The sequence below is a fragment of the Flavobacteriales bacterium genome, assembly GCA_021296215.1.
Classification (GTDB): Bacteria; Bacteroidota; Bacteroidia; order Flavobacteriales; family ECT2AJA-044; genus ECT2AJA-044.
Genome location: JAGWBA010000001.1, coordinates 40,413 through 65,945 on the forward strand (window position 1 = coordinate 40,413; position 25,533 = coordinate 65,945).

Sequence of the window (25,533 nt, forward strand, 5' to 3'; positions counted from 1 at the left end):
CATTATGAAGATCGTCATTCCTATGGCCGGTAGGGGGTCGCGCTTGCGTCCACATACTTTGACCGTCCCCAAACCCCTTATTCCGATTGCCGGAAAACCAATTGTTCAGCGATTGGTCCAGGACATCGCCAAGGTAACGGGAGATGATATCGACGAAGTCGCCTTTATCATCGGGGACTTCGGTAAAGAGGTAGAGCAACAACTCGTCGGTATTGCCGAAAGCGTCGCCGCCAAAGGAAGTATCTACTATCAAGAAGAGGCCCTGGGAACCGCGCACGCCATACTTTGCGCCAAGCATAGCCTCAATGGGAACTGTGTGGTGGCCTTTGCCGATACCTTGTTCCGCACCGACTTCAAGATCGACCGCAACAGCGACGGTGTTATTTGGGTAAAACAGGTTGAGGATCCCCGCGCTTTTGGGGTAGTCAAGATCGCCGACGATGGACATATCACTGATTTTGTCGAGAAACCAGAAGAGTTCGTTAGCGATCTGGCCATCATCGGAATCTACTATTTCAAAGATGGTAAGTGGTTGAAAGACGAGCTTCAGTACCTCATCGACAACGATATCAAGGACAAAGGAGAGTACCAGCTCACCAATGCCCTCGAGAACATGAAACAAAAGGGTGCCAAATACTTACCCGGAAAGGTCGACGACTGGATGGACTGCGGAAACAAAGACGTTACCGTTGAAACCAACAGCAAGATCCTCGGCTACCTCACTGAGGAAGGTCAGGGCTTGATAGACCCGAGTGCCACCGCCGAAAACTCGGAGATCATTCCGCCTTGCTTCATCGGTAAGGATGTAGTGATCAAAAACTCTACGGTCGGACCCAACGTAAGTCTGGGAAATGGCACGCGCGCTGAGAATTCCAAGATCAGCAATACCTTGGTGCAGGAAAACACCGTTATTGAAGATGCGGAACTCGACAACTCGATGCTCGGAAACAAGGTCCACTATCGCGGCGGGTCAAAATCCATCAGCATCGGCGATTACAGTACATTACTTTGATAAAAAAGACCTCGAAATACCTTTTCTTTTTTGGCGTACTCTCCATTTTCTTCGCCTGCGGCGGGATGAAGGGCAGTGTCGCTGAGCCCAGCGCTAAGTCCGAAAGTTCGACTGAAACGGACCCTCTGGCCGAGCGCGAACGCATGCAATTTGACCGCGCGTTCTTCGCCGGACAAAAGGAGAAAGCCCTCGGAAATTACGATCGCGCACTCGAATACTTCTTCGAAGCCCTGCGCATCGACGGGAATAACGGAACGGTGATGTACGAACTCTCCCTGTTGTATTTGGAGTTCCAAAACGTTCCTCAGGCGCAGTTCTTCTGTGAAGGTGCCGTTGAGGTAGAGCCCAACAACCGATGGTACCGCATGGTACTGGCCGATATATACGGCCTACAGCGCAACTATGAGGCACAGGCCGGACAATATGCCGAGCTCGAAAAGATAGAGCCCTCGAACCCCGAGCATTCGTTCAATTTAGCCATCACCTTACTTCAGCAAAACGACCTCAAAGGTGCGCTGAAAGTATACGAGCAGATGGAAAAACAGTACGGGGTCATTGAGGAGATCGCGCTTCAGAAGGAGTTGATCTACCTGAAGCTGGGAAGTATCGACAAGGCCACTGCCGAGCTCGAAAAACTCATTGCCACTTCGCCTGACAATGTGCAATACTACGTGTTGCTCGCAGAGTTGTTCATGGCCAACGATATGACCGACGAGGCGAGGATGGAATACGATCGGGCTCTCGAGCTCTTTCCGAACGCCGCTGAAGTCCATCTCGGATTGGCCGGTTTTTACGAAGAAAACGGACAGTACGACAAAGCGCTAAAGTCCTATGTGATCGCCTTTCAAAATCCCGATCTAAACATCGATGCCAAGATGGGGGTGATACTGAAGTACTACGAACGCTCGGGTAGCGATCCAAACCTGAAAGAAGATGCTTTCATGCTGGTCGAAGCCGTGATCAACGCCCATCCGAATAACCCAAAAGGCTATGCCGTTCAGGGCGATTTTTACCTCCGTGAACAGGATGGTGAAAAAGCGCGCGAATCGTTCCGCAAATCGATCGATGCCGGGGCGACTCAATATGCCATTTGGCAACAGGTGTTGCTCTTGGATGCGGACATGGGCGATATGAAAGCCCTTTTGGAAGAAAGCACTGCTGCGTTGGAGTTGTTCCCGGCTCAGCCGCTTGTGTATTTGTTGAATGGCTTTGCTCTCATGGCCGATGAACAGTACGAGTCGGCAACCGAGATACTCGAAAGTGGTCGTGAATTTGCGATCGGTAATAAATCGCTTCAAGCGCAGTTCGACTCGTACCTCGGCGATGCATATCATCACGTGGGGAACGACAAAAAATCGGACAGCTATTACGAAAAGGCCTTGGCTTTCGACAGTGATAATGCCGTGGTACTGAATAACCTGGCCTACTACTTATCGGTCCGTGGGGAAAAACTCGAAAAGGCCGAACAGTACTCGAAAAAGAGTAACGAGTTATCTCCGAATAATGGAACCAATCAAGATACTTATGCTTGGGTGTTGTACAAGCTCGGTCGGTACGATGAAGCTCTGAACTGGATCCAAAAAGCCGTGAGTAACGGAGGTGGGGAGAGCGTTGAAGTTCGCGAGCACTACGGCGACATCCTCTTCAAGCTCGGTCAAACCGATGCTGCCGTAGAGCAGTGGGAGAAGGCCCGGGAATTAGGTGGAGCCAGCGATTTGATAGAGCAAAAGATTCGAGAACAAAAGCTGTATGAGTAAGTCGCGGATCGCCGTCCTTATTGGAGTGCTTGTATTCGTGGGCTCTTGTCAATCGCGCAAGTTCGCTACTCCGGATACGGTATACGACGAAATGAAGCCCGTGAAGGTCTTCAAGACCTTGGAAGACAACAGCGCGACTTGGGATACGTACAGCTCGCGCATCTCAACGCGATACAAGGACGAATACACCAGCATGACCTTTACGGCCAAGGTGCGCATGAAGCGCGACAGTATCATGTGGGTATCGATCACGGCCGCACTGGGCATAGAGGTCGTACGGGCTCAAATTACGCCAGATCGGGTGTTGGTAATAAACCGCTTGGATCGATCTTATTTGGACAGTGATTTTAATTCGTTGAGTCGAAAGTTAGGTGCCCCCGTTAACTTCAACACACTGCAAAACACCTTTAGTGGAAGTTCGCTGTTCGTCTGGAAACGCAGGGATGTATACGGCCAAACGGACAGTGCGTATTACGTGCTCAGCAACCATCCGCCCGCAGGGCGCGATGATTCTTCGTCCATTTCCTTTTTTTTTGAAACCATGCGCGTGAGTATTGCGAAATTGGAGATCGCGGAGCAAAACGTTTGGGATCCGATAGGTGATCGATATTTAAGTGTTCAGAACGATGGGTTTGAATGGGTGAATGATCGTTCGTGGCCGACCAGGCTGAATATTGAGGCGCGCGATTCGGTTACTGCGACCACTGTGCAAATGAGGGCGAATAAGATAGAAACTGATATTGTTCTATCTTTCCCCTTTGAGATTCCAGACGACTATGCGCCCATTACTTGGTAGAATTTTCCCGATCGTTTTATTGCTATGGGCTACTGTAGCTGTTGGGCAAAATAAGGAGGATCTGCAGCGTCAGAAAAAGAGTCTGCAGCAGGAGATCGACTACACCAATAAGCTTATTAACGAAACGCAGGAGTCGAAGAGGGTTTCGATAAACCTGCTGAATACTCTCGAGCAGAAAATCCGTATTCGCGAGGAGTTGTTGAACACCATTGATCGCGAGATTCGCTTGATCGATGCGGAGATCGATCGGCAGAACGGGCAGATCGATTCGCTCGAAAATGAGTTGAATGTTTTACGTGAGCAATATGCTGAAATGATTCGGCAGGCCTATCGCAGCCGCAGTTCTTATACCCGATTGATGTTCTTATTGTCGGCACACGATTTTAATCAGGCTTACAAGCGTTTGCAGTTTTTAAAGCAATACAATGAATTTCGGCGAAAACAGGCAGAGCGATTGCAGCAAATGGAGTTGGAGTTGGAGCAACGAATTGCTGCCTTGGAGGTGGAGAAGAAAGAGAAGGAGGCCCTGCGGGCCGATAAGCAGCGCGAGCGGGAATTGTTGTCGGGTGAAAAGCAGCAACAGCGATTGACGGTAGATGCGTTGGCGAATAAGGAGCGCGATCTAAAGAAGGCGCTGCGTCAAAAAGAGAAGGATGCCAAGCGGCTCGAGCAGGCCATACAGCGGATCATTGAGGAAGAGATCAGGAAGGCGCGTGAAGCGGCCAAGGCGAATAATCCGGAGGCTGAATTCGAGGCTTTTGCTATGACTCCGGAGGCGAAGGCGCTTTCCACGAACTTTACCACGAATCGTGGAAAGCTACCGTGGCCGGTTGAGCGGGGACTCATTGTAAGTCCTTATGGTGAACAGCCCCACCCTGTTTTGAGCGGCGTTACGATTAGGAACGACGGAATCGATATTGCCACGCAGAAAGGCGCAACGGCGCGGGCTTGTTTCGAAGGACAAGTGAGTGCCGTGATCAGAATTCCAGGAGCGGGTAGGGCTGTGGTCATTCGACATGGAAAATACCTCACGGTTTATGGAAACTTGAACGACGTGTACGTAGCCCAAGGTCAAAACGTAGCGACCAAGGAACTTATTGGTACCGTACGTACCGATGCCGCGGATGCCCAAACCGTGCTTCAGTTTCAACTGTGGAAGGGCTCGTCCAAACAGGACCCCGAACCATGGTTATTCAAATAGATCAGTGACAAAGGGCATTGGCTGCCCGGGTGGCCATTAGTATATTCGGTTTGGCCATGGCTTTGAAGCCCATAGATTCGATGAATCCCTGCGCCGCCTTCAATACTTTGTTCGACGGATATTTAGGATCCTCATTCATGTCCATATCGATCTGGTGGACCTTTACCCCGCAGTTTTGCTCTATATGTTGAGCTATTTCTACGCTTTGTCCCATCTCGTGCCAGAGTCGTGACCACATGTCATTCACGCGCTTCACTTTATGCTTATGATAGATCACGTGTGCACCGTTCATAGGAAAACGAAAAACCACCGTTGTAACGTAAATGGTGTGCTTACTGAAGTTTTGACTATCGGTACCTACGTAAACCTTTGCCTCTGGAAAACGCTCCTTCATAGAGCATACATGCTCGCTCAGCTCAACCGGCTTCCGATCGAACATGCTGTAGAACGTAGATGACAAGTTTTGGAGCATATCAGCTTAATGAACACCCACTAAAGCTAATAAGTTTCCCGCTCGTCCAAAAATGAATTTATCGTGAATTTACGCGCAGGGGATCTTATTCACCCTTCTTTCGTGTCGGCCACCTTCGAATTCGGCCTCCAGGAAACGCTCTGTTATTCGCTTGGCCATTTCTTCGGTTATAAACCTCGCTGGAAGTGCGAGTACATTGGCTTTATTGTGTTGGCGCGCCAGATCGGCCAGCTCTTCGTTCCAGCACAAAGCACTGCGAATATCGGCATGCTTGTTCACGGTCATATTGATCCCGTTACCACTGCCACAAATAGCTATACCCAGCTCAACCTCATATCTTTCAACGGCTTCCGCTAGTGGATGTGCATAGTCCGGATAGTCCACAGAATCAGGTCTGTCCATTCCAAAATTCACCACCTCGTGTCCAAGTCGTTGTAGGTGTTCGATCAATTTTGGTTTCAATTCGTAAGCCGCGTGGTCGCCGGCGATGCCAATTTTCATAACAAGTTCATTTTCAAGCAAAGGTAAGCCCTTTTGGAAACGTTTTTCACACTTAACAACGCGGTGTTAAAACCTTTTAATAACTGTCCATAAGTGGAGCATAAAAAGGGTAATACCAAAGGTATTATTTCTCATTGCACCTTTTTAAGACACCGTGCAAGTCTTATTTTTACTTCTTTATTCCCTCAAAATACAATTTAATTCACATTCATCACCTACCTTTAAGTGAAAGAGAAATACAATTTCGTTGCGTTCCACGTTTATTCACAGATGTGCATAAATTAGCTAAGTGGCTCATTAGTAACGAACTTTAATAAACAGTGGTCCTTTTTTGTGGTGAACAATATTTAAAAAGGTAATCTCACAACAAAAGCTACCTTAAGTTTTCCAAAATGTTAACCGACCATTATCATCATATATCTTTTATTAAATAAAGAAGAATAAATATATAGGTGTTGAATAGAACTTTGATTTCATTGATATTCATTTTCGGACTTTCTTTTTCGGCCTCCGGCCAGAAGGATACCACCGGTGAATATACCGTCCTTTACTTCCGCGATGGAACTACCGTTTCCAGCGAGGGGTATATGCTCGAAGGGCAACCCAATGGGTACTGGAAAACCTATCATCCCAACGGTAACCTGAAGTCGGAAGGCAATCGAGTCAATTTCAAACTCGACGGTGAGTGGGTATTCTACAACAACGATCGGGATACCATGCTCAAAGTAACTTACGATCAAGGCATCAAAAGAGGATTAAAGACCAGCTACACCGACGGCATCAAGACCAAGACCGAGCTCTATCAAAAAGATCAGCGCGAGGGACCTACCAAATTCTTTTATACCGAGAGCGGAGTTCAAAAGATGATTCCATTCGTGAACGGCTTGGAGCAAGGAAACGGATTTGAATATGGGACCGATGGGCGATTGATAACCTTGTATACCTACAAGAAAGGGGTACTCGTAAAACAACAGAAGATCAATCGTTTTAGCGAATCGGGTGATACCACCGGTTTTTGGATGTGGTTCTGGCCCGATGACGTCATTAAAAAAGAAGGGAGCTATGCCGACGGACTCCGACACGGATATTTCAAGTACTACGACGAAAAGGGAAACTTGCGGAAAACCGAAAAGTGGATCGAAGGAGTGCGGCAAGCCAATGCTCCCGAAACCGCAAAAATTCGAGTGCGCAGAACTACTTACTCCGACGGATTCATTAAAACTCTGGGTGGTTACCGGAATGGAACCAAGGACGGAGTTCATCGCGAATACGATGAGGAAGGCAATGTAATTGCCAGTCAAAAATTCCAATTGGGTACATTGCTCGCTGAGGGTATTTTAGACGATCAGGGACGAGAACAAGGTCCATGGGTCTACTATTACCCAACCGGCGAGAAAAAAGCTGAGGGCTCCTATAAGGACGGTAAAAAGATAGATGAATGGAAGTACTACCACCGCAACGGAAAAATGGAGCAGAACGGAAGGTATCAAAATGACCTCCCCGTTGGTTTCTGGCGTTGGTATTTTGACGACGGAACAGTATTGCGGGAAGAAGAGTATTTCCGAGGACTGGTCGAGGGTCCTTCCGTTGAGTACAGCGAGAGTGGAGAAGTAGTAGCCGAAGGAGAATACATCGACGGTTACAAAGAAGGGGTGTGGAATTACAAGGTTGGTGACCATATTGAAATTGGTCCCTACGTAGCAGGTGAACGACAAGGCACTTGGAAACACTATTACGCCGATACAGAGCAACTGCAATTTCAGGGCGATTTCATCGACGGATTACCAGACGGAAAGCATCGATTCTATTGGCCAAATGGTCGAATCAGAATGGAAGGGAAGTACATCATGGGATCCAAAACAGGTGATTGGATCTACTACAACGAATTAAGGGAAATACAACTGTATATTACCTACGAAGACGGAAAAGAGATTAAGTACGACGGTATGCCCGTTGATGAGCTTTTGGGTCCGGAGCAATAGTATAATTTGCTTTGGTTGAAGCGTTTAGGTATATTGGTGAAAATACCCAAACATTACACCGATGAAAAAAGGACTACTACTCTTTGCACTTTTATTCTCTGCATTGGCCAATGCAGGTCAGGGGGGCCCCGATGCTTATGGCTATACATGGATCGATAGCCAGGAACCGGGAGGACCTACTTACGGGTGGGTGGATATCGCAAATCCTTCTGATGGAATTCAAGTATTGGGACTAGGTGATGATAACGTCGTTGGCCCATTTACGATAGCGAACAACCAGAATTTCCATTTCTACTGGTACGACGTGAGTCATTTCTGGATCGGTTCCAATGGATATATTTCCTTCAACCAAGTCAACATTGCCTCTCCTTTTCCCAATATCCCTACAAGTGGTGGGCCTAATGATTTCATTGCCGGAATGATGTCCGACCTTAAATTCGACGGTGCGGCTAATCCGGCCGAATGTTGGATCGGCCGCAACACGGATTCCACGGTAATCTCGTTTATCAACGTTCCCTTTTGGGACTTGACTATTGCCGGCTATTCCGGATCCAATACCTTTCAGATCATTCTCGACGATTCGGACAGCTCCATTTACATCAACGTTCAGCAACAAATGGGAACAGGCTTCCAGGTTCAGGGTGTCATAGGAATAGAAAACACTACGGGTGGCGTAGGACTCGAGCATTCCTTCAATCAGTTTCCGCCCGCTCTGTACAGCATCAAGTTCGAGTATCCGGATGTGGTTACGTATCAAGCCACAGACGGTCGCGTGAATTGGAACGATAACGAAAATAACAAAGGGGTATTCATCGGGGCCAATGGTCCGGCCATTGACTTGGTGACCAATGTTGGAAATTCAGGAAACCAAGCCTTGAGCCCATTCACTGCCACGGGAAAGATCGTCAATAACCTAGGAAGCACTTTGCTCACTACGGCTGTTTCAGTACCGGCCTTGAGTGCCGGTCAGGATACTACTTTGACCTATCCAGCCACTTGGTCGCCGGGCAACGCAGGTACGTACATTCACCAAACTTCCATCTCCGGGATCGCCGGTGATTTAGTCGCGGCGAATAATTCGATCGATCGCGAGATCGTGGTCGTCGATACCACCCAAACGAGTATTACTCTCGATTACACCGAAGGGGTCAGTAACGGCTCCCTCGCGTGGAATGGTGGAAACGGCGGTGTGGCCATGTATTTTGTTCCACCCACGCATCCGGCCAAGATCACCCACATGGGTTTCTATCACGTATCCAACACGGGTGCATCCAGCTTTGCTGCGATTCTCTATCGCGACGATGGTCCGGGAGGATCTCACGGAACTCTTCTCGATTCGGTGTATGTACCTGCCGCCAATATTCTGCTGAATCAATACACCAGTGTTCCGTTGACGAACCCCGTTACTATTGCTGATAGTGGAGTATATGTACTGTGGCGAATGGAAGGTGCTAATTTGAATATCGGCTCGTCGAGTACGGGTCCGACCTCACGTCATGGATACGAGGTGCTCGATGGAGTTTGGGCAGCTTACAGGGCGTTCGACACAGAGGACTTCCTAATCAACTTGACCTATGAACCCGAGTATATCGAGGATATTGGCGCATCCAGCATTTTGAGTCCGACCGGAAACGTGGCCACGCCCGAATTGGTTCGGGTGTACCTCCGCAATTTCGGTCAGACCCCCGTGAATCAATTCGACGTGAGTTACCAACTTGCGAACGGAACCGCGATCACCCAAGCCTATAACGGATCGGGAATCCCACCCAACGACTCCATACTGTTCACCTTTCAAACCTTGATGTCGCTGGCACCGGGATCGGGAGATCTGTGTATCTGGACCAGCAGCACGGCCATAGCCGATGCTAATTCAGGTAACGACACCACGTGTACTCCCATCATTACGCCACCCTCATCGCTTGAAGAAAATGAAGCACCATTTACGCTGTATCCAAACCCAGCCCGGGATTACCTGATGATCGACGCGGTCGAAGCCATTGAGCCGCTAGGCTTGGAAATTTATAATAGCCAGGGCCAAATTGTTGGACGCTATGCGGTGCCGCAAGGGCAAACGACGCGGATTTCGATTAACCGCCTCGCGGCGGGATGCTATACTTACGTGCTGTCGGATCAACATCAGCGGTCGGTGGGTGTGCTGCTCGTTCAATAGTGTACCTTTGCGCTATGCGCAACCGTTTGTTGATCTTGTTGGTTTGCCTTGGACTTGCGCTGCAAGCTCAGGAAAAGGACAGTACTTATTACAAGAGCTTTCCTAAAAAACTGAGCGCCGGTAGCTTCATTGCCGTGCGTAATTACGCGCTATTGCTCACGCCAAAGGTCAGCGGGTCGATCGTTGATTCACTCCGTTCGAACTACCAACCCAACGCCACCAGAGTTGTGGGGATCAGCCTGAACCTGGACCGTGTCGGCGCCAACTTAAGTGTGAGTATCCCCGATAATTTCAAGAGTCAGGAACTGTACGGAACCACGCGACGCATCGAAGCGAATCTCGGGCTATATCAAAAACGAGGCATCATCATGGGACAGTTTATCGGAACTAAGGGTTTTGCCGATAAAAACTCAGTCAATTACCTCGATAGGGTGCTCGATGAAAACCAATATTATGTGCGGGAAGATTTCAGCGTCTGGAACGTCCGGGTCGGATATCTACACATATGGAATTGGAAAAAATTCTCGGCTCGGTCGGCATTTACGTTTTCTGAACGGCAATTAAAATCGGCGGGGTCAATAACGAGTTCTGCACAGTTCAGGCACTTTCGCGTAGGAGGAGACAGCAGCATTGTGCCCTATCCGACCCGACCCTTCTACGGTTCGTTGAAAAACCTCCGGGAGGTGCGGTTCAACGAGGTTTCGCTAGGAATGGGATATGCCTATACCTATGTTCCGGCCGAGTATTGGTTCGTTCACGGAACTTTGGTGATGAAAGGAACGCTACAGCATCAACGGTACAGAGAAACAGGCGAAGACCCTGAATCGAGGTTTATCATAAATCCAGGCATCGACTTTCGCCTTTCCACCGGATATTCACAAGACTACTTTTGGATCGCCTTTCTGGTATCGGGTTACGGAGACCTTTATAACCTACCCGGAATCAACATGGGCTGGGGCTACTTCAACGCCGGCGTCCATTTCGGAATTCGCATACCAACACCTCGAACGGTGAACAAGGTATACCGAAGCTCTATTCCTGAACAATGACCGATCCACGCGCTAAACCGTGGGCCGAAAAATAGCCGAGCACAGTCTCATTGGCGTCGTCGGTACAAATCATGTTTCCGACCACCGGAGCGGGCGGTGGGTCGAATGGACTACCGACCTGTGATACCTGCGTTCCGATCAAGATCCAATAATCGTAGTAATCGCGCGTAGTGCTGTATTGCTCTATCTCTACCGAATCGCCGACGAAAAAGGGTTCAAAATTCACTGCGAAATCAACCACGTAGTTTCCGTCGACGAAATCGTCGTTGGCGATGTTGATATCGAACCGCGTATTCTGATAAATTCCGTTGAAATAATACTTCCAGCGATAGAATTCGGGCTTACCAGGAAGCTCCTGAGTTGCGAAATAAACGTAGTAACCATCTTCCAAAAACTGAAGATCGGTCTCGTATCGATAGTACACCGAATCGATCGGCGGAACACGAGTCAGTAGCTCCTGCTCACTGGCATAGGTACTTCCATCGGACAACTCGATCTCAATGTGATAACTCTTGCCCGTAATGCCGGTATAGGCCGAAACGTACAACCCCGAATCGAGCTCCGTAAAGGTTCCGACCGACGCGCCGTCCTCAAAGAGTTCTATGATGGCGCCCTCAACGGGCGGATTCCCAACTTCATCGAAATAGGGGACCGATTCGGTCAGGAGCACACGTGTTTTGCCCGGTTGATTGGTGATTTGTCCGTCGATCACCAGCAGTGGCTCACCCTCCGGTAGCTCGAGTTCCACTACATCTTCACAACTCAAGAGTGCGATTGGCAATAAAAGTAGGATCCACTTTTTCATTAGAATGTGAAATTATAGGTGAGGAATGGAATGATGCTTCCGAAGATCGATAGGCGTACCGCTTCGGTTTGTGTCGGATTATCTTCCTGTGGCCTAAAGAAGATACTGTACGCATTGCGCCGCGCATAGGCGTTATACACCCCGAATGACCACGAGCTTTGCCATCCTTTCTTCTTGTTCGGATTTGGAGTGTAGTTGGCACTGAGATCCAATCGATGGTAGGCAGGAATACGTGCCCCGTTGCGGTTGTTATACACCGGGATCACGATACCGTCCTGTACGAACCGCCCATCGGGATAAGTGATCGGTCGGCCCGTTTGAAAGGCGAAGGTGGCGCTCAGGTCCCACTTGTCGCTTAAGGCATAGGTGGTGACCACCGAAATGTCGTGGGTCTTGTCCCAGTTGCTCGGGTACCAATTGCCGTTGTTGATGGTTTCTTCGGGAGAATCCCCAACGACCTGAACCTCACTGCGCGATAAGGTATAGCTGATCCAGCCGGTCAGGCGGCCCGTGCGCTTTCGTACAAAGAACTCCAACCCGTAAGCGCGACCTTCACCTGAGATAAGTTCAGTCTCAAGAACAGGATTCAAGACGAGCTCAGCTCCGTTTTTGTAATCGAGCAGATCGCGCATGCTTTTGTAGTAGACTTCCACGGAGGTTTCGTAGGTGTGACTGGCAAAATTTTGGAAGTAACCCAAGGCCACTTGGTCGGCCGTCGCCGGATCGACATAAGGTCCGGCCGGAGTCCAAATATCCACCGGAGTAGCGGCCGTGGTGTTCGACACTAGATGTATGTATTGTCGCGTTCGGTTGTACGAGGCCTTCAACGAAATTTCGTCGTTGATAAGGTAATTTACCGACAAGCGCGGCTCAAATCCGTCGAAGGAGGCGATCGTTTCACCATTTCCATAGTTCACCGTATCGATGATGGTTTCTTCGCTCAAGGGCTGACCTTCTTCGTACAAGCGAATACCCTCGGGTCCTTGTCGTACGAACGCCGAGTAACGAAAACCGTATTGTAAGGTCCACCGTTGCCCCACTTTGAATTCATGCGAAATAAAGGCCGCGGGCTCTATGGCGTATTGGTTTTGAATGGTGAACTCGCTGAACAGGTTTTCGTCGCTGGCCGGGGTAATGACGCCCGGTTCAAACTTGTACGTGAGGAAACTCGCCCCAAAGGTGAGGGTGTTTTCGGGGTTGATGTAGTAGTTGAATTCGGCTTTGGCGTTGTAATTCAAGATACGCGAGTCCCAGTCAAAGGCTTGTGCACCTTCGGGAATTCCGAGGTTGTATCGATAGTCCGACACCAGACCGGTAAAGTTGGCGAATAGCTTTTCACTGAAGAGGTGATTCCAGCGGAGGGTAAAGGCTTGGTTACCCCAGGCGAATTTGAATAAGTCGCCGAAACCAAAGACATCGCGACCAAAATAGGCCGAAGCGAACAAGCGGTCTTTTTCGCCCAATCGATAGTTCAATTTAGCGTTGAGGTCGTAGAAATACGCCGTGTTGTTTCTCAGATCCTCATTTGTAGAAAGAGCCAGGAAGAGATCGGCATACGAACGACGCCCCGCCAACATAAAGCTCGAAACATCTTTTTGGATGGGCCCCTCAAGCGTCAATCGCGAACTCAAGATTCCGAGTCCGCCCGTTCCGGCAAAGTGCTTGGAGTTCCCTTCTTTTTGACGGACGTCGAGCACGGAGCTCAAACGGCCCCCATAGTCGGCCGGAATACCACCTTTGTACAACTTGGCATCTTTGACTGCGTCGGAATTGAAGACCGAGAAGAAACCAAACAAATGGCTCGAGTTGTACACCGGGGCTTCATCGAGCAAGATGAGGTTTTGGTCGATGTTTCCACCTCGAACGTTGAATCCGGTAGCGCCTTCACCTACGGTAGTTACCCCGGGCATGAGCTGTAGTGTTCGGATCACATCAGCTTCCCCCAATAGGGCCGGAATCTTTTTTACTTCTTTAATACTGAGGTCGGTCACTGACATTTCCACGGACCTCACGTTTTCCACAGCCCGTTCGTCAGTAAGCACGACCTCCTGCAACTCCACGTTGTCGGTCGATAACTCGACGTCGCGCCGTACATCCGACCGCAGGTCGATATTCTCTTCATTTGTTGCGTAGCCGATGAAAAGGAACCGAACGGTGTACTCGCCCTGAGGTACCGAAATACTGTAGAACCCGTAGGCGTTGGTGGTGGTTCCTTTTTGGAGCTCCGGGAAGTAGACGTTGGCTCCGATCATTTCTTCCCCGTTGGAAGCGTCGCGAATATAGCCGCTGAGGGTTGCGGTTTGCGCCATGGCCCCAAGGCTAAAAAATGCGAGGAGCAGCGCTAGGAACTGTTTCATTCTGTGAGGTTTGACAAAGGTGGAGCAAAGGTAGGAACCATTGTGCGAACAATCACCTCCAGCCCGAATTATTAAATTAACTTAGCGCGCACAATCCATTTTTTACAGTGTCGGCGAATAACCCCCGGAAAACATTACACACGGAGGAGAAATACGACAATCCGTGGATCACCGTAACCAAATCCGATGTATTGACTCCGGGAGGGTCGCCGGGTGAATACAGGGTGGTGCATTTCAAGAACCTTGCCATAGGGGTGGTTCCGATCGATGATAACGGAATGACTTGGTTGATCGGCCAATATCGGTATCCGCTCGAACGCTACACCCGGGAGATACCCGAAGGGGGGGAGCGCTCAGCGATGACCTACCGGATAGTGCAAAGCGAGAGTTGAGGGAAGAAGCCGGATTAACAGCTCGAAAATGGACCCTCATACAGGAGATGGATTTAAGCAATAGCGCCACGGACGAACGGGCGCTTTTGTATTTAGCTCAAGACCTTACCGAACACGAACCCGATCCGTGCGGCGATCGACGGGATCATGGAGGTGCTGCCCGCAGTGACCAGCGCTCTGCTGACCACCACCATCACCTTTAGCTCGTTCTTCTTCCTCGATGGTAGATCCGGCGATTTCTTCTCCGAAATGGCCATCGTGGTGGTCGGGACCGTAACGATTTCCCTGATCGAGGTGATCATAATTCTACCATCCCACATCGCCCACAGTAAAGCACTTAATTCGCTCGGAAAAAAGAAATCGTTCATGGAGCGCCTGGGCGATTCGATCATCAATTACCTACGCGACAACCTGTACCAACCCACACTCCGTTTTGCGATCCGCAACAAGCTGCTCACCATGGCTATCATGGTGGGGTTGTTCATGATAACGATGGGAGCGTTCTCGGGCGGATTCATACGCGCGACGTACTTTCCCAACATCGAGCGCGAGAACATCGAAGTCCAGTTAAAAATGCCTTCGGGCACCTCGGAGCGCATCACTATGGACCGGCTCAATTACATCGAGACCAAGGTCTGGGAGGTTAGCGAAGATATGCGCCTACGGCGCGATGATTCCCTTCACGTCGTTAAATCGATCGTCCGGACACTGGGTCCAACCATCGACCAAGGGTCACTCAACATCATCCTCATTAGCTCTGAGGTGCGCGAGATGTCGAGCTTCGAGATCACCAATGTGTTCAGAGAGGCTGTTGGCCCGATCAATACTTCCGAAAACCTGAGCTTTGGAACGGCATCTCCATTCGGAAAACCCATTTCAGTTTCACTTCTTGGGAACAACCTCACCGAATTACAGCTGGCAAAAGAAGAGTTCAAAGCTGAGCTTTCGGGCCTAACCGATATCCGCGATATCATCGATAACGATCAGCAGGGCTTTAAAGAGGTCAACCTCAAGCTCAAGAACAAAGCACATTTGCTAGGGCTCGACCTGCGCGAGGTTACCCGTCAAGTGCGACAAGGATTTTACGGACAAGAAGTACAAAGGCTCCAACGCGGTCTCGATGAGGTGAAGGTTTGGGTACGATACAATGAAGACTATCGCCGATCGCTACAACAACTCGAAGATATGCGCGTCAGAACCACAACCGGTGCGTCGTATCCGCTGAGCGAGATCGCAGACTACCACATTGAACTCGGAACCATCGAGATTAATCACTTGAACGCTCAGTGCGAAATTCAGGTCGAAGCCGACCTGGCCTCGAGCGATGTGTCGGCCACCGATATAAACGCCAACATCCGAGACAGCATCTTACCACCGATCCTCGGCAAGTATCCGTCCGTTAGGACGAGCTTCGAAGGACAAAACCGCGAAGCGATCAAGACCCAAACTTCGGCGAAGCAAGTGATGCCGGTGATCATGATCCTGATTCTGGCGATCGTGACCGTTACCTTCCGCAGCCTTGGGCAAGCCGTGGTCATTTTCGCCTTGATCCCCTTTAGTTTTATCGGAGTAAGCTGAGGGCATTACATTGCCGGTATGCCGCTGTCGATCTTCGGCTATTTGGGTATCATCGCGTTGATCGGTATTATAGTGAACGACTCACTGGTATTGGTGAGTAAAATGAACACCTTCCTCAAAGAGGGAATGGAGTTCAAGGAAGCGGTATATCAGGCCGGAGTAGTGCGATTTAGAGCCATCTTTTTGACCTCCCTAACCACCATTGCCGGACTAGCGCCTTTGATGCTCGAAAAGAGTTTTCAGGCCCAGTTTCTAATCCCTATGGCTGTTTCGGTGTCTTACGGAATTACCATTGCCACGGTGATCACGCTGATCATACTGCCGGTGATGCTGATGGTAAAGAACGAACTCAAACGCCGCTTCCACTGGGCCCGGCATTGATATTTGGGCCGACCCCGGCCCAATCCGGAAAGCATGGAGCCGGCGGTAAAAGAACAATATTGGGAGAAACTGCAGATCGAAAAAAGAAAGGGCGATGAAGCGTAGTTGGATCATATTATTCGCACTATTGAGCTGGGGCGTTGATGCGCAGGACCAACTGGGGCTTGACCAAGTAGTGCAGATCTGCCTCGAGCAAAACTACGATGTGGTAGTAGCTCGGAATACCGCGGAGGCAGCAGAGAATAGTGCCGTTCCCGGGAATGCCGGACTAACACCCACCATTGCCCTGAACGGGAGCGGATCGTACAGCAACAACAACACAGACCTCACTTTTGCAGGCGACATTCCGCCCGTATCGCGCAACGGAGCCGAATCGCAAAATCTGGGTGCTAACGTTGGACTCAACTATATTCTGTTCGATGGTCTCGGAACGATATACTCGTACAAGCAACTCAAGAACTCGGCGATCATTGCCGACCTCGAGGCCCGCTATACCATCGAGAATATCTTATTGCGATCGGGCGTTAGCTATTACAATGTGGCCCGATTAAAGCAGCAGTACGATATAGCCATGAGTAACCTCGATATTAGTCGCGAAAGACTGCGGAGGCAAGAAGTGGGCTATGACTTCGGATCTTCGACCAAACTCAATGTGCTCAATGCCGAAGTCGATTACAACGCTGACTCCGTAACGGTTCTGCAAGCCCGCCAGTCGTGGTTGAACGAACGCCGAACGCTCAATCAGCTGCTCGGGTTCGAGATCGATACGGAATACGAAGTGGATACCAATGTAGTCTACGCACCGGAATTAGAGTTCGATAATCTGCTCAATAGCGCTATGCAAAATAACGCCTTTTTGATGGCTGCAGAGTACCGAGAGCAAAGGGTCGATTTTGATATCAAACGAGCACAAGGGCAGCGATATCCTCGGCTCGATCTCAATGCTCAGTATGGCTATACCAATAGCCAGAACGACGCAGGGATTCTTTTGCAGCAGGAGAATCAAGGGTTTACGGCAGGACTCACCCTTCGGTGGATTCTGTTCGACGGCGACCGAATTTCAGCGCAGGTGAAGAACGCTAAACTCGCCTATGAGAACTCTCAAGAATTGCGCGAAAAAACGAACACCGGTGTCGAGCGGGATGTCAAAAACGCCTGGGGAAATTACCAGAACGATTTGACCGTACTGGAGATCGAGCGCATAAACGTCGCCACCAACGAAATCAATTTCGAACGAAGTCAAGAGCAATTCGCCCGCGGAAAAATTACGAGCACTCAGTTTCGTGAGGCCCAACGGAATTTAGCCTTGGCGCGAATAAACCTCAATAATGCCCGATACGCACTCAAGCTCAGCGAGCTCGAGTTGATTCGCCTTTCGGGCCGTTTACTTCAATAATCTTTTGTTATGTCTTTAAAAAGATCCGCAGCCACCCTGCTTTTTCTTCTATTCAACGGTTCACTCATTGCACAGGCAGGCTATTGGCAACAGCGAGCCGAATACGAGATGGAGATCGACATGAACGTCGAAACGCATCGCTTCGATGGAACCCAAAAGCTCACCTACTACAACAACTCACCCGAAACACTCGACAAGGTCTTTTACCACCTTTACTTCAACGCCTTTCAACCGGGAAGCATGATGGACGTGCGCTCGCGCACCATCGACGATCCCGACAGCCGTATTCGCGACCGGATCTATCACTTGGAGCCCGACCAAACGGGCTACCAACTGATCAAAAGCCTTAAACAAAACGGGAAAACCGTCTCCTATCAAGTGTCCGGATCCATACTCGAAGTAACGCTCAACGAGCCTATTAGCCCAGGAAAAAAGGCCGTTTTTGAAATGAAGTTCGAAGCGCAAGTACCGGTGCAGATTCGCCGTAACGGACGCAACAATAAAGAGGGAATCGACTACTCCATGGCCCAGTGGTACCCCAAAATGTGCGAGTTCGATATCGAAGGCTGGCATGCGAACCCCTATATCGGTCGCGAATTTCACGGCGTATGGGGCGAGTTCGACGTTACTATCAACATCGACTCCGCCTATACAATTGCTGCTACCGGTTACTTGCTAGGAGAAGCGCGCCCTGCGGGCCGATTCAGATCATGGCGGTTCAAAGCCCCTCGCGTACACGATTTCGTCTGGGCGGCAGACCCAGACTACCGACAAATCACCGTTAAAGGTCCCAACGACGTGGACCTACATTTCTTTTTCCAACCGACCGACTCGGCCACCATCGCCAACTGGGAAGCCCTGCCCGAAAAAGCGATTCAGTGTATGGAGATCATGAACAGGGATTTCGGAGTGTACCCCTATAAGCAGTTCAGCACTATTCAAGGAGGAGATGGCGGAATGGAATACCCCATGGCGACGCTCATCTCGGGAGAAATTTCCTTTGCCGCACTCGTATCGGTTACAGTGCACGAAATGCTGCACAATTGGTATCAAGGGGTGTTGGCCACGAACGAAGCGCTTTATCCGTGGATGGACGAAGGGTTTACCTCCTACGCTCAAAACCGCATCCTGAAAGAGATATGGGAACAGGGTCAAGACAACCCTCACCTCGAAGATTATGCGCGCTACATTCGATCCAAGGAATTGGGTTATGTAGAGCCTCTTGGAACGCACGCCGACCACTATACGCGAAATGCCAGCTACAGTGTTGCGGCCTATACTCAAGGAGCATTGGTTTGCACCCAGCTGGAGTATATCATGGGTGAGGAGGCGTTCTTGAAAGGAATGCGTACTTATTTTGGAGAATGGGGATTCAAGCACCCCACACCGAGAGACTTTAAACGAGTAATGGAGCGGACTTCAGGACTCGAGCTCGATTGGTTCTTCGAGTACTGGACCCGGCTTAATCGCGATCTCGACTACGCCGTAACGGCCATCGAATCACCGGGTGATACAGCAACGGTCTACGTCAAAAACATGGGTGCCATGCCCATGCCTCTGGACATAGAGATCGAATTCAACGACGGATCCGTAGAGCATCACTATGTGCCGATTAAAATGATGTGGGGGCAGCGAGAACTAGCAGAGGGCGAGATCACTCATCCGGCTTGGCCGTGGACCTTCCCGAACTACGCCTTTCGCGTTCCGCTGAATGGGAAGGTCATAAAGCAAGTTCAGATTGACCCCAGACATTTCACGGTCGATATGGACCGAACGAATAACATTTTCCCACGCGAAACCGAACTGCCCGAAGAGGAGATACTCTTTAAGCGCTAATTTTTAGCATACCCCTTCACCTTCGCGTATTCCGACTCGAGCCGGGCAAGCTCTGCGGTCTCATCGGCCAGCAATTCCATTTGCTCGGGCATGGCCGCATCGATATCGGCGATGCGCTGTTCCGAGACACTGATCTCTTGCTTGAGGGCCAGTATTTCGTCCTTGCGCTTGCTTTGCTGCTTGCGAGCCTTATCGCGCGATTTGTTGAAGTCTTTCTCGCGCTGCTTACTCGCTTTTATGTTCTCCTCGTTGATCATGCCCACTCGGGACGAACGCTCTTTTCCGATTGCGGCATTGAGCACCGTCAACTCCTCATCGTAATCGTGGATCTCGGCTTCCAGATTGGCGATATCGTCGTTCATTTTCGAAATATCCTTGGTGGCCTTCGACTGCTCCTTCTCAAAATTCTTGATTCGCTTTTCCTGCTCTTTCACCACGCCCTCTTGCTCCTCGATCACTTGCGAAAAAGCATCGTCGTACACCTCGTAGGCAAATACCTTGATCATGCGATTGAGCTCTATCCACGCTTTGGTGTCGTTGGGTTGAATGAACCGATCGCGGCACTCTACGGCCGAAAGCCAGATCAATCCAAATTCCGAATCCTCGAAATGACCAAAATACACAGAGCCGGTATCGCAAACCTCCGGCCAATCCATGGGATAAATGCGGTACGATCCCTTCACGTGCTCTACCTTAGCTTTGGTAAAATCATCGATCCGCTTTTCGAAATTCCGCTCTGCCTCCTCAAAGGTCGCCAGCGGTATAACTACGGAGATCCCGAGCTCCTCCTTGTCAAAATGCGCCTTCTGAGTAACGAAAGAGAGCTTTTTAGCAACTACGAGCTCTTCTGTTTGCGCTACAAGTGAAAAGGAAAATAAGCAGATCAAAAAGGTAATTCCGGTAAGCATCACTTCAGGTGTTTCAGGACCTCACGACGGGCCAACCCCACGAGGCCTTGCTGTTCAACTTCAGCCAAAACCCAATCCGGATCAACGCGGGCGTGCTGCCGCAATGCCCACCCGATAGCCTTTTGTATAAAGAACTCGTTATCGACCCGCAGGTTCGAAATGGCGTAATGTAGCCAATCCTTATCGACGCGATTCCTGTATTTCAACTGAAAAATTAGCGTCGTTCTTTGCAGCCAAATATTCCCTGAAGTTAGCCATTCTTCCATGATCGGACGCCAGTTCCCTATGCGCTCCATTTCCCGGCCAACGGAATTAGATGCGATGAAATCGACCGTGTCCCACCAGCTCTTGTTTACGATCATGAACCGAAATAGGTCCACCGGATTCTTAACCAGTTTCTTCTTGTGCGCTCACTCGGACAGCTCCATGCCCACATACTGCCATTCGCGCTGAGGTCGCTCCCAACAGAGCTCGACCACCTCCACCGGATCGGCCGGAAGTCCATGGTCCCGAACATGTGCCCGAATCATATCGGTCCGCGGCTTGGCCATGATGCCGTAGTACTCGTACTGACCGCGCGTATATGCGGTCATTTGCTCGGCCCGCTCAGGGTCTTCAGCCTTTCTAAAGGCCTGTTCGAGATCGTGTAAATATTCCGGGGCATTCATGGTTCAATCGATCAATTCTACCTTTCGAATTTCAAGCTTGCTCTCCCAAATTTCGTGTTCCTGAGGCTCCCCGGAATCATCGAAAAACGGCCAAGGCGAGTTACCGATGTAGTAGTATTCGTTCCCGATAAAAACGCCATTCGTCGGTTCGCTCCGAAAAAAGATATTCCAATCAAGCGCCTCAGCGGCGCGAAATGTTCGTCCGTCCTCCGACAGACCCACCGCGGTCACTCTCATGGGGCGCACCCCATTTTGAACGGCGTATAGGGTGCCCGGTCTATTTTTTGGCTTAAAAGGCGACAGTCCATCGATGCCTTGGAGTGAGTAACCCTCGATCCCCACGGTATCGGCCAAGACCTCTCCGGTAAAGATGTCGATGGCAAAAAGTCCGTTCCGATAATCGGCCGCATAGAGGATCCCGCGCTCCTGATCCATTGCCAAGCCCTGAAGGCTCTTGAACAGATCGGGCCGAAAAATGAACTCTACCAACTCGTTCTTCTCGTTTTGCTTGAGAATGGCCGGATAGTAGCTGTCGCTGATGAAGAGCGTGCCATCCGAATAGCGCTCCATATCGCCCAACAGACGGCGTTCATCACCGTCGTAGAAATCGTTCAGCGCCAGCAGCACACGGGTGTTCAGTTCGTACTCGAACAAGGTGCATCGACTGGCGTTTTCGCCATGGAAAGCGGTGATCGGGCTCGAGAGCACGTACAACCTGCGTTCCTTTGGATCGATCTCCATGGAGAAAACACCATAGCGGCCGTCGTTATCGCCTCCCAAGTACAGGGTGAGCTTCTCGGATCGCGGGTCGTACCGGTAGGTATTTCCCGTTTTGACCATACCGAAGTACCACAACGAATCGATCGGATCAAAGGCCAAGGCCTCGGGCAATTCGGGCAAGAGGTCCAGTTCGAAAACTACAGAGCTCTGTTCGAGCGGGAGTTGCGCATCGTGCCGCGAGGCACCCGTTCCCTGTCCCCAACTTAAAAGGGCCGAGCAAACGAACAAAAAGAGGGCTATTTGCTTAACTTGAGGCATGTAAATGAAACGACCATGGCGCATCTCCCGTCTGATTTTCTCGAATTTTTCCGCGAATTGGCCCAGAATAACCACAGGGAGTGGTTCGATGCCAACCGCAAACGATACGAAAGTAATGTAAAGAAACCGTTCGAAAACCTGGTTGCCGACGTTATCGAACGCGCTCGAAAATACGACGACGATCTCGGGCTTTCGGCCAAAGACGCGATTTTTCGGATTAATCGCGACATCCGTTTCAGCAAGGACAAAACGCCGTATAAACTGAATCGGACCGCAATCATTTCGCCCTACGGGCGGAAGGACAAAACCTCGCCGGGGTTTTATCTGTACGCGGGGCCGGATAAAGTGATGATGGGCGGTGGAGCCTACGAGGTGCCGAACTCCGATTTAGGGAATCTGCGCAATGCGCTTCAGCACAATTACGACCTTTTTAATTCACTCATTACCGAGCCGAAGTTCAAGAAGAGCTTTGGCACCATTCAAGGCGAGGAGCACAAGAGATTGCCGAAAGAACTCGGAATAGCGGCCGATAACGGAAAGCCTTTGTTGTATAAGAAACAACTCTTTTTCATGGGGGAGCTTCCGGCTGCGACCTGCTTGCGGGACGACTTTGCCGAGGTGATCGAAGAGCATTTCAAAACCGCCATGCCGGTCATTTCCTTCCTTCGCGAGGCGACGTAATGATTTCTTAATCTTTTTTACAAACCTTTAATCTAACCCCAAGCCGGGCTTAACGCCCTTTGGATTCGTGTTGAGGAATTTTGTGGAAAAGTAATCAGCATGAAGAAACTCTACACTTTATTGACCGCTGTTATCCTCGGGGCAACGGCGTTTGGCCAAAACCTGGTCGACCTCTCTTTGTTGTCAACCCACGAATCCGGAACCTTCGACGGAGGAGCGATGGAGATCCTCGCTCACGATCCGGTGAACCAACGAATTTTCTGTATCAATGCCGACGTGGACGGTATCGATGTGTTCGACATCTCTACACCGACCAACATCACCAAAACCAGCACCATCGACGTATCGCAGTGGGGCACCGGAGCCAACTCCGTGGCGTACTACGGCGGGTATATTGTAGCGGCCGTGGAAGCCGACGAAACCGGAGATCGCGGTAGAGCCGTTTTCTTCGATGTAGACGGAAACTACGTAGCTGATGTCGAGGCCGGGTACCTTCCGGACATGGTGACCTTCACTCCGGACGGAAACAAAGTGTTGGTAGCCAACGAGGGCGAGCCAAATGACGAGTACACCCTGGATCCGACAGGATCGGTGACCATCATCGATGTGAGCGGCGGAATCACAAACGTATCGCAAAATGATGTTACCGAGCTCGACTTCACACAATGGGATGGTCAGGAAGCGACTTTGCGCGCACAGGGCGTCCGCATCTTCGGCGAAGGTCCGGCCGTTGCTCAAGACCTTTTCTTCTCGGAGTACAGTGAAGGATCGGGTCAAAACAAATACTACGAGATCTTCAACGGAACAGGCACCGATGTCGACCTTTCGAACTACGTAGTGCGCGACAACTACAACGGTAACCCGTGGAGCGGCGTATTCGGATTCCCGGCCGGAACCACTTTGGCCGATGGAGAAGCTTACCTCATCGCACACGAAGATATTGACCCTGCCGTTGTCGCCGTTGCCGACTCATTGGTAGAAAACCCATTCGCATCAGGTACGGCCTACACGTGCACGTTCAACGGAGATGATGTTCGCGGACTATTCAAGATCGACGCCACTACCGGTGACACGGTCGCAATCGACCTCATCGGGTTCTACGACCTGGTAGCTGACACCACCTACGATCCGGGATCGGGATTCGATGTTGCCGGAGTATCTAACGGAACACAAGATCACACCATCGTTCGCAAATCGACCGTAACCTCTGGTAACACCGACTGGGCCGCTGCGGCCGGAGTCGACTCTGCGAGTTCAGAGTTCCTCGTATATCCACAGAATACCTGGACGTATGCGGGAGCCCATACCTTCGCCACCGGATCGATCGCGTCCTCAGCCTCTCAAGACTTGGAGCCTGAGTACATCGCCGTAGCACCTAACAGCCAAATGGCATGGGTGATCTGCCAGGAAAACAATGCGTTCATCATGATCGACCTTACGAACAACACCATTACCGGTATCGCTGCCTTAGGCTTCAAAGACTGGATGGACCCGAATAATGTAATGGACGCCAGCAACGAAACCAGCACCGTTGAGTTCAAGAACTGGCCGATCTACGGAATGTATCAGCCCGATGCCATCAAAGCCTTTGAGCACAACGGAAGCACCTACATCGTTACGGCTAACGAAGGAGACTCACGTGACTACGACGGATTCAGCGAAGAAGATCGCGTTAAGGACCTCACCTTGGACCCGACCGCGTTCCCTAACGCCGCGGACTTGCAGAACGAGGATAGCCTCGGTCGTATGAACATCACCACTACATTGGGTGATATCGACGGCGATGGAGACTGCGATGAGCTGTACTGCTACGGTGGTCGCTCTTTTTCTGTGTGGGATGAGAACGGACAACTCGTTTGGGACAGCGGAAGCGAGTTCGGACAGCAGACCTTCAACGCCTACCCGAACAACTTTAACTCGAACAACGACGATAACGACTCATTCAAGAGCCGTTCAGACGATAAAGCATCTGAGCCAGAAGCGATCGAGGTTGCCGAGATCGGTGGATACCGTTTCGCCTTCATCGGACTCGAGCGTATGGGTGGAGTTATGGTGTACGACATTAGCAACCCAATGGCACCATCTTTCGTAAGCTACTTCAACAACCGAGACTTCAGCGTGGATGCTGACCAAAGCGGAGCTGGTGACCTAGGCCCTGAGGATGTCGTATTCATTCCGGCTTCTGAAAGCCCAACCAACGGCAACCTTTTGGCCGTGGCCAGCGAGGTAAGCGGAACCCTTTCACTCTACACCATCAGCACCACTATAGGAATGGACGAAGAGGGAGAAACGCTTTTGAAAGCCTACCCGAACCCCGTAGTGGATGTAGTGAGCTTCAGTCGCGAAGTGAGCGGAGGAATCCTGTACGACATGAGCGGAAAGGCCGTGATGGAGATCAACGGCCAAACAGCCGGCATGAGCCACCTTTCACGCGGGCTATATACTTTGAGCTTCGGCGATATCAGCCTTCAAATCCTGAAGCAATAAACAAAGCTTTCCAGGCACTGTCAAAAGCCCCTTGCGACCCGTTCGCGGGGGGCTTTTTAATTTCGT

At 50.4% G+C, this 25,533-nt stretch carries 23 protein-coding genes; 15 read left to right on the plus strand and 8 right to left on the minus strand.

The annotated features are described in order from the left end of the window. Positions 1 to 4 precede the first annotated feature (4 nt). From J4F31_00185 to J4F31_00200, 4 genes are read left to right on the plus strand one after another with little or no spacing between them, the layout of a single operon-like run. Entirely contained in the window at positions 5 to 1,012 is a 1,008-nt protein-coding gene (locus J4F31_00185) for an NTP transferase domain-containing protein (protein MCE2494998.1), read from the plus strand. Beyond that, positions 1,009 to 2,769, plus strand: coding sequence for a tetratricopeptide repeat protein (locus J4F31_00190; protein MCE2494999.1), 1,761 nt, complete (start codon positions 1,009 to 1,011; stop codon positions 2,767 to 2,769). Before J4F31_00185 ends, J4F31_00190 begins: the two co-directional genes overlap by 4 nt. After that, the gene (locus J4F31_00195; protein MCE2495000.1) at positions 2,762 to 3,565 is read left to right on the plus strand and encodes a DUF4292 domain-containing protein; all 804 of its coding nucleotides are present in this window, start codon (positions 2,762 to 2,764) and stop codon (positions 3,563 to 3,565) included. The genes J4F31_00190 and J4F31_00195 overlap by 8 nt, the downstream gene beginning before the upstream one ends. Then, positions 3,546 to 4,766, plus strand: coding sequence for a peptidoglycan DD-metalloendopeptidase family protein (locus J4F31_00200; protein MCE2495001.1), 1,221 nt, complete (start codon positions 3,546 to 3,548; stop codon positions 4,764 to 4,766). Before J4F31_00195 ends, J4F31_00200 begins: the two co-directional genes overlap by 20 nt. A gap of 1 nt (position 4,767) precedes the next feature. On the opposite strand, the gene J4F31_00205 is transcribed toward J4F31_00200, so the two are convergent. Continuing rightward, entirely contained in the window at positions 4,768 to 5,226 is a 459-nt protein-coding gene (locus J4F31_00205; protein ID MCE2495002.1) for a hypothetical protein, read from the minus strand. Between the two features lie 81 nt (positions 5,227 to 5,307). After that, entirely contained in the window at positions 5,308 to 5,739 is a 432-nt protein-coding gene (gene rpiB, locus J4F31_00210; protein MCE2495003.1) for a ribose 5-phosphate isomerase B, read from the minus strand. A gap of 455 nt (positions 5,740 to 6,194) precedes the next feature. On the opposite strand from rpiB, the gene J4F31_00215 reads away from it, so the two are divergent. The 3 genes from J4F31_00215 (at position 6,195) to J4F31_00225 (ending at position 10,940) form a co-directional block, all read left to right on the plus strand. Next, a complete protein-coding gene (locus tag J4F31_00215; GenBank protein MCE2495004.1) occupies positions 6,195 to 7,721 on the plus strand; it encodes a hypothetical protein in 1,527 nt (508 codons plus the stop codon). A gap of 61 nt (positions 7,722 to 7,782) precedes the next feature. Beyond that, positions 7,783 to 9,891 (plus strand): T9SS type A sorting domain-containing protein, encoded by a 2,109-nt coding sequence (locus J4F31_00220; protein ID MCE2495005.1) that lies wholly within the window; start codon positions 7,783 to 7,785, stop codon positions 9,889 to 9,891. 14 nt (positions 9,892 to 9,905) lie between these two features. After that, positions 9,906 to 10,940 carry a DUF4421 family protein gene (locus J4F31_00225; GenBank protein ID MCE2495006.1) on the plus strand — a complete coding sequence of 345 codons (1,035 nt, stop codon included), beginning with the start codon at positions 9,906 to 9,908 and terminating at the stop codon, positions 10,938 to 10,940. On the opposite strand, the gene J4F31_00230 is transcribed toward J4F31_00225, so the two are convergent. After that, positions 10,924 to 11,745, minus strand: a complete 822-nt coding sequence (locus tag J4F31_00230) for a DUF4249 domain-containing protein (protein ID MCE2495007.1) — start codon at positions 11,743 to 11,745, stop codon at positions 10,924 to 10,926. The genes J4F31_00225 and J4F31_00230 overlap by 17 nt on opposite strands. Further along, positions 11,745 to 14,102 (minus strand): TonB-dependent receptor, encoded by a 2,358-nt coding sequence (locus J4F31_00235; protein ID MCE2495008.1) that lies wholly within the window; start codon positions 14,100 to 14,102, stop codon positions 11,745 to 11,747. Before J4F31_00235 ends, J4F31_00230 begins: the two co-directional genes overlap by 1 nt. A 107-nt stretch (positions 14,103 to 14,209) precedes the next feature. Between J4F31_00235 and J4F31_00240 the strand changes: the two genes are divergently transcribed. The 6 genes from J4F31_00240 (at position 14,210) to J4F31_00265 (ending at position 19,685) form a co-directional block, all read left to right on the plus strand. Beyond that, positions 14,210 to 14,494, plus strand: coding sequence for a hypothetical protein (locus tag J4F31_00240; protein ID MCE2495009.1), 285 nt, complete (start codon positions 14,210 to 14,212; stop codon positions 14,492 to 14,494). Beyond that, complete coding sequence (locus J4F31_00245; GenBank protein ID MCE2495010.1) at positions 14,386 to 14,697, plus strand: NUDIX domain-containing protein; 312 nt, start codon at positions 14,386 to 14,388, stop codon at positions 14,695 to 14,697. Before J4F31_00240 ends, J4F31_00245 begins: the two co-directional genes overlap by 109 nt. Beyond that, a complete protein-coding gene (locus J4F31_00250; protein MCE2495011.1) occupies positions 14,642 to 16,072 on the plus strand; it encodes an efflux RND transporter permease subunit in 1,431 nt (476 codons plus the stop codon). Before J4F31_00245 ends, J4F31_00250 begins: the two co-directional genes overlap by 56 nt. An 18-nt stretch (positions 16,073 to 16,090) precedes the next feature. Then, positions 16,091 to 16,453 (plus strand): efflux RND transporter permease subunit, encoded by a 363-nt coding sequence (locus J4F31_00255; GenBank protein ID MCE2495012.1) that lies wholly within the window; start codon positions 16,091 to 16,093, stop codon positions 16,451 to 16,453. A gap of 94 nt (positions 16,454 to 16,547) precedes the next feature. After that, complete coding sequence (locus tag J4F31_00260; protein ID MCE2495013.1) at positions 16,548 to 17,849, plus strand: TolC family protein; 1,302 nt, start codon at positions 16,548 to 16,550, stop codon at positions 17,847 to 17,849. A gap of 9 nt (positions 17,850 to 17,858) precedes the next feature. Continuing rightward, complete coding sequence (locus J4F31_00265; protein MCE2495014.1) at positions 17,859 to 19,685, plus strand: M1 family metallopeptidase; 1,827 nt, start codon at positions 17,859 to 17,861, stop codon at positions 19,683 to 19,685. Here the strand turns inward: J4F31_00265 and J4F31_00270 are convergent. The 4 genes from J4F31_00270 to J4F31_00285 are packed head-to-tail and all read right to left on the minus strand — an operon-like array spanning position 19,682 to position 22,323. Further along, positions 19,682 to 20,593, minus strand: coding sequence for a hypothetical protein (locus J4F31_00270; GenBank protein MCE2495015.1), 912 nt, complete (start codon positions 20,591 to 20,593; stop codon positions 19,682 to 19,684). The genes J4F31_00265 and J4F31_00270 overlap by 4 nt on opposite strands. Next, the gene (locus J4F31_00275) at positions 20,593 to 20,973 is read right to left on the minus strand and encodes a DNA alkylation repair protein (protein MCE2495016.1); all 381 of its coding nucleotides are present in this window, start codon (positions 20,971 to 20,973) and stop codon (positions 20,593 to 20,595) included. The genes J4F31_00270 and J4F31_00275 overlap by 1 nt, the downstream gene beginning before the upstream one ends. 30 nt (positions 20,974 to 21,003) lie before the next feature. After that, positions 21,004 to 21,261: a DNA alkylation repair protein gene (locus tag J4F31_00280; GenBank protein MCE2495017.1), complete on the minus strand. Its 258-nt coding sequence runs from the start codon at positions 21,259 to 21,261 to the stop codon at positions 21,004 to 21,006. A 3-nt stretch (positions 21,262 to 21,264) separates the two neighbouring features. Continuing rightward, the gene (locus J4F31_00285; protein MCE2495018.1) at positions 21,265 to 22,323 is read right to left on the minus strand and encodes a hypothetical protein; all 1,059 of its coding nucleotides are present in this window, start codon (positions 22,321 to 22,323) and stop codon (positions 21,265 to 21,267) included. Here J4F31_00285 and J4F31_00290 point away from each other — a divergent pair. Further along, on the plus strand, positions 22,315 to 22,980 hold the full coding sequence (locus J4F31_00290; GenBank protein ID MCE2495019.1) for a DUF2461 domain-containing protein: 666 nt from the start codon (positions 22,315 to 22,317) through the stop codon (positions 22,978 to 22,980). The two genes, J4F31_00285 and J4F31_00290, sit on opposite strands and share 9 nt — an antisense overlap. 972 nt (positions 22,981 to 23,952) lie before the next feature. Next, positions 23,953 to 25,467, plus strand: a complete 1,515-nt coding sequence (locus J4F31_00295; protein ID MCE2495020.1) for a T9SS type A sorting domain-containing protein — start codon at positions 23,953 to 23,955, stop codon at positions 25,465 to 25,467. Positions 25,468 to 25,533 lie beyond the last annotated feature (66 nt).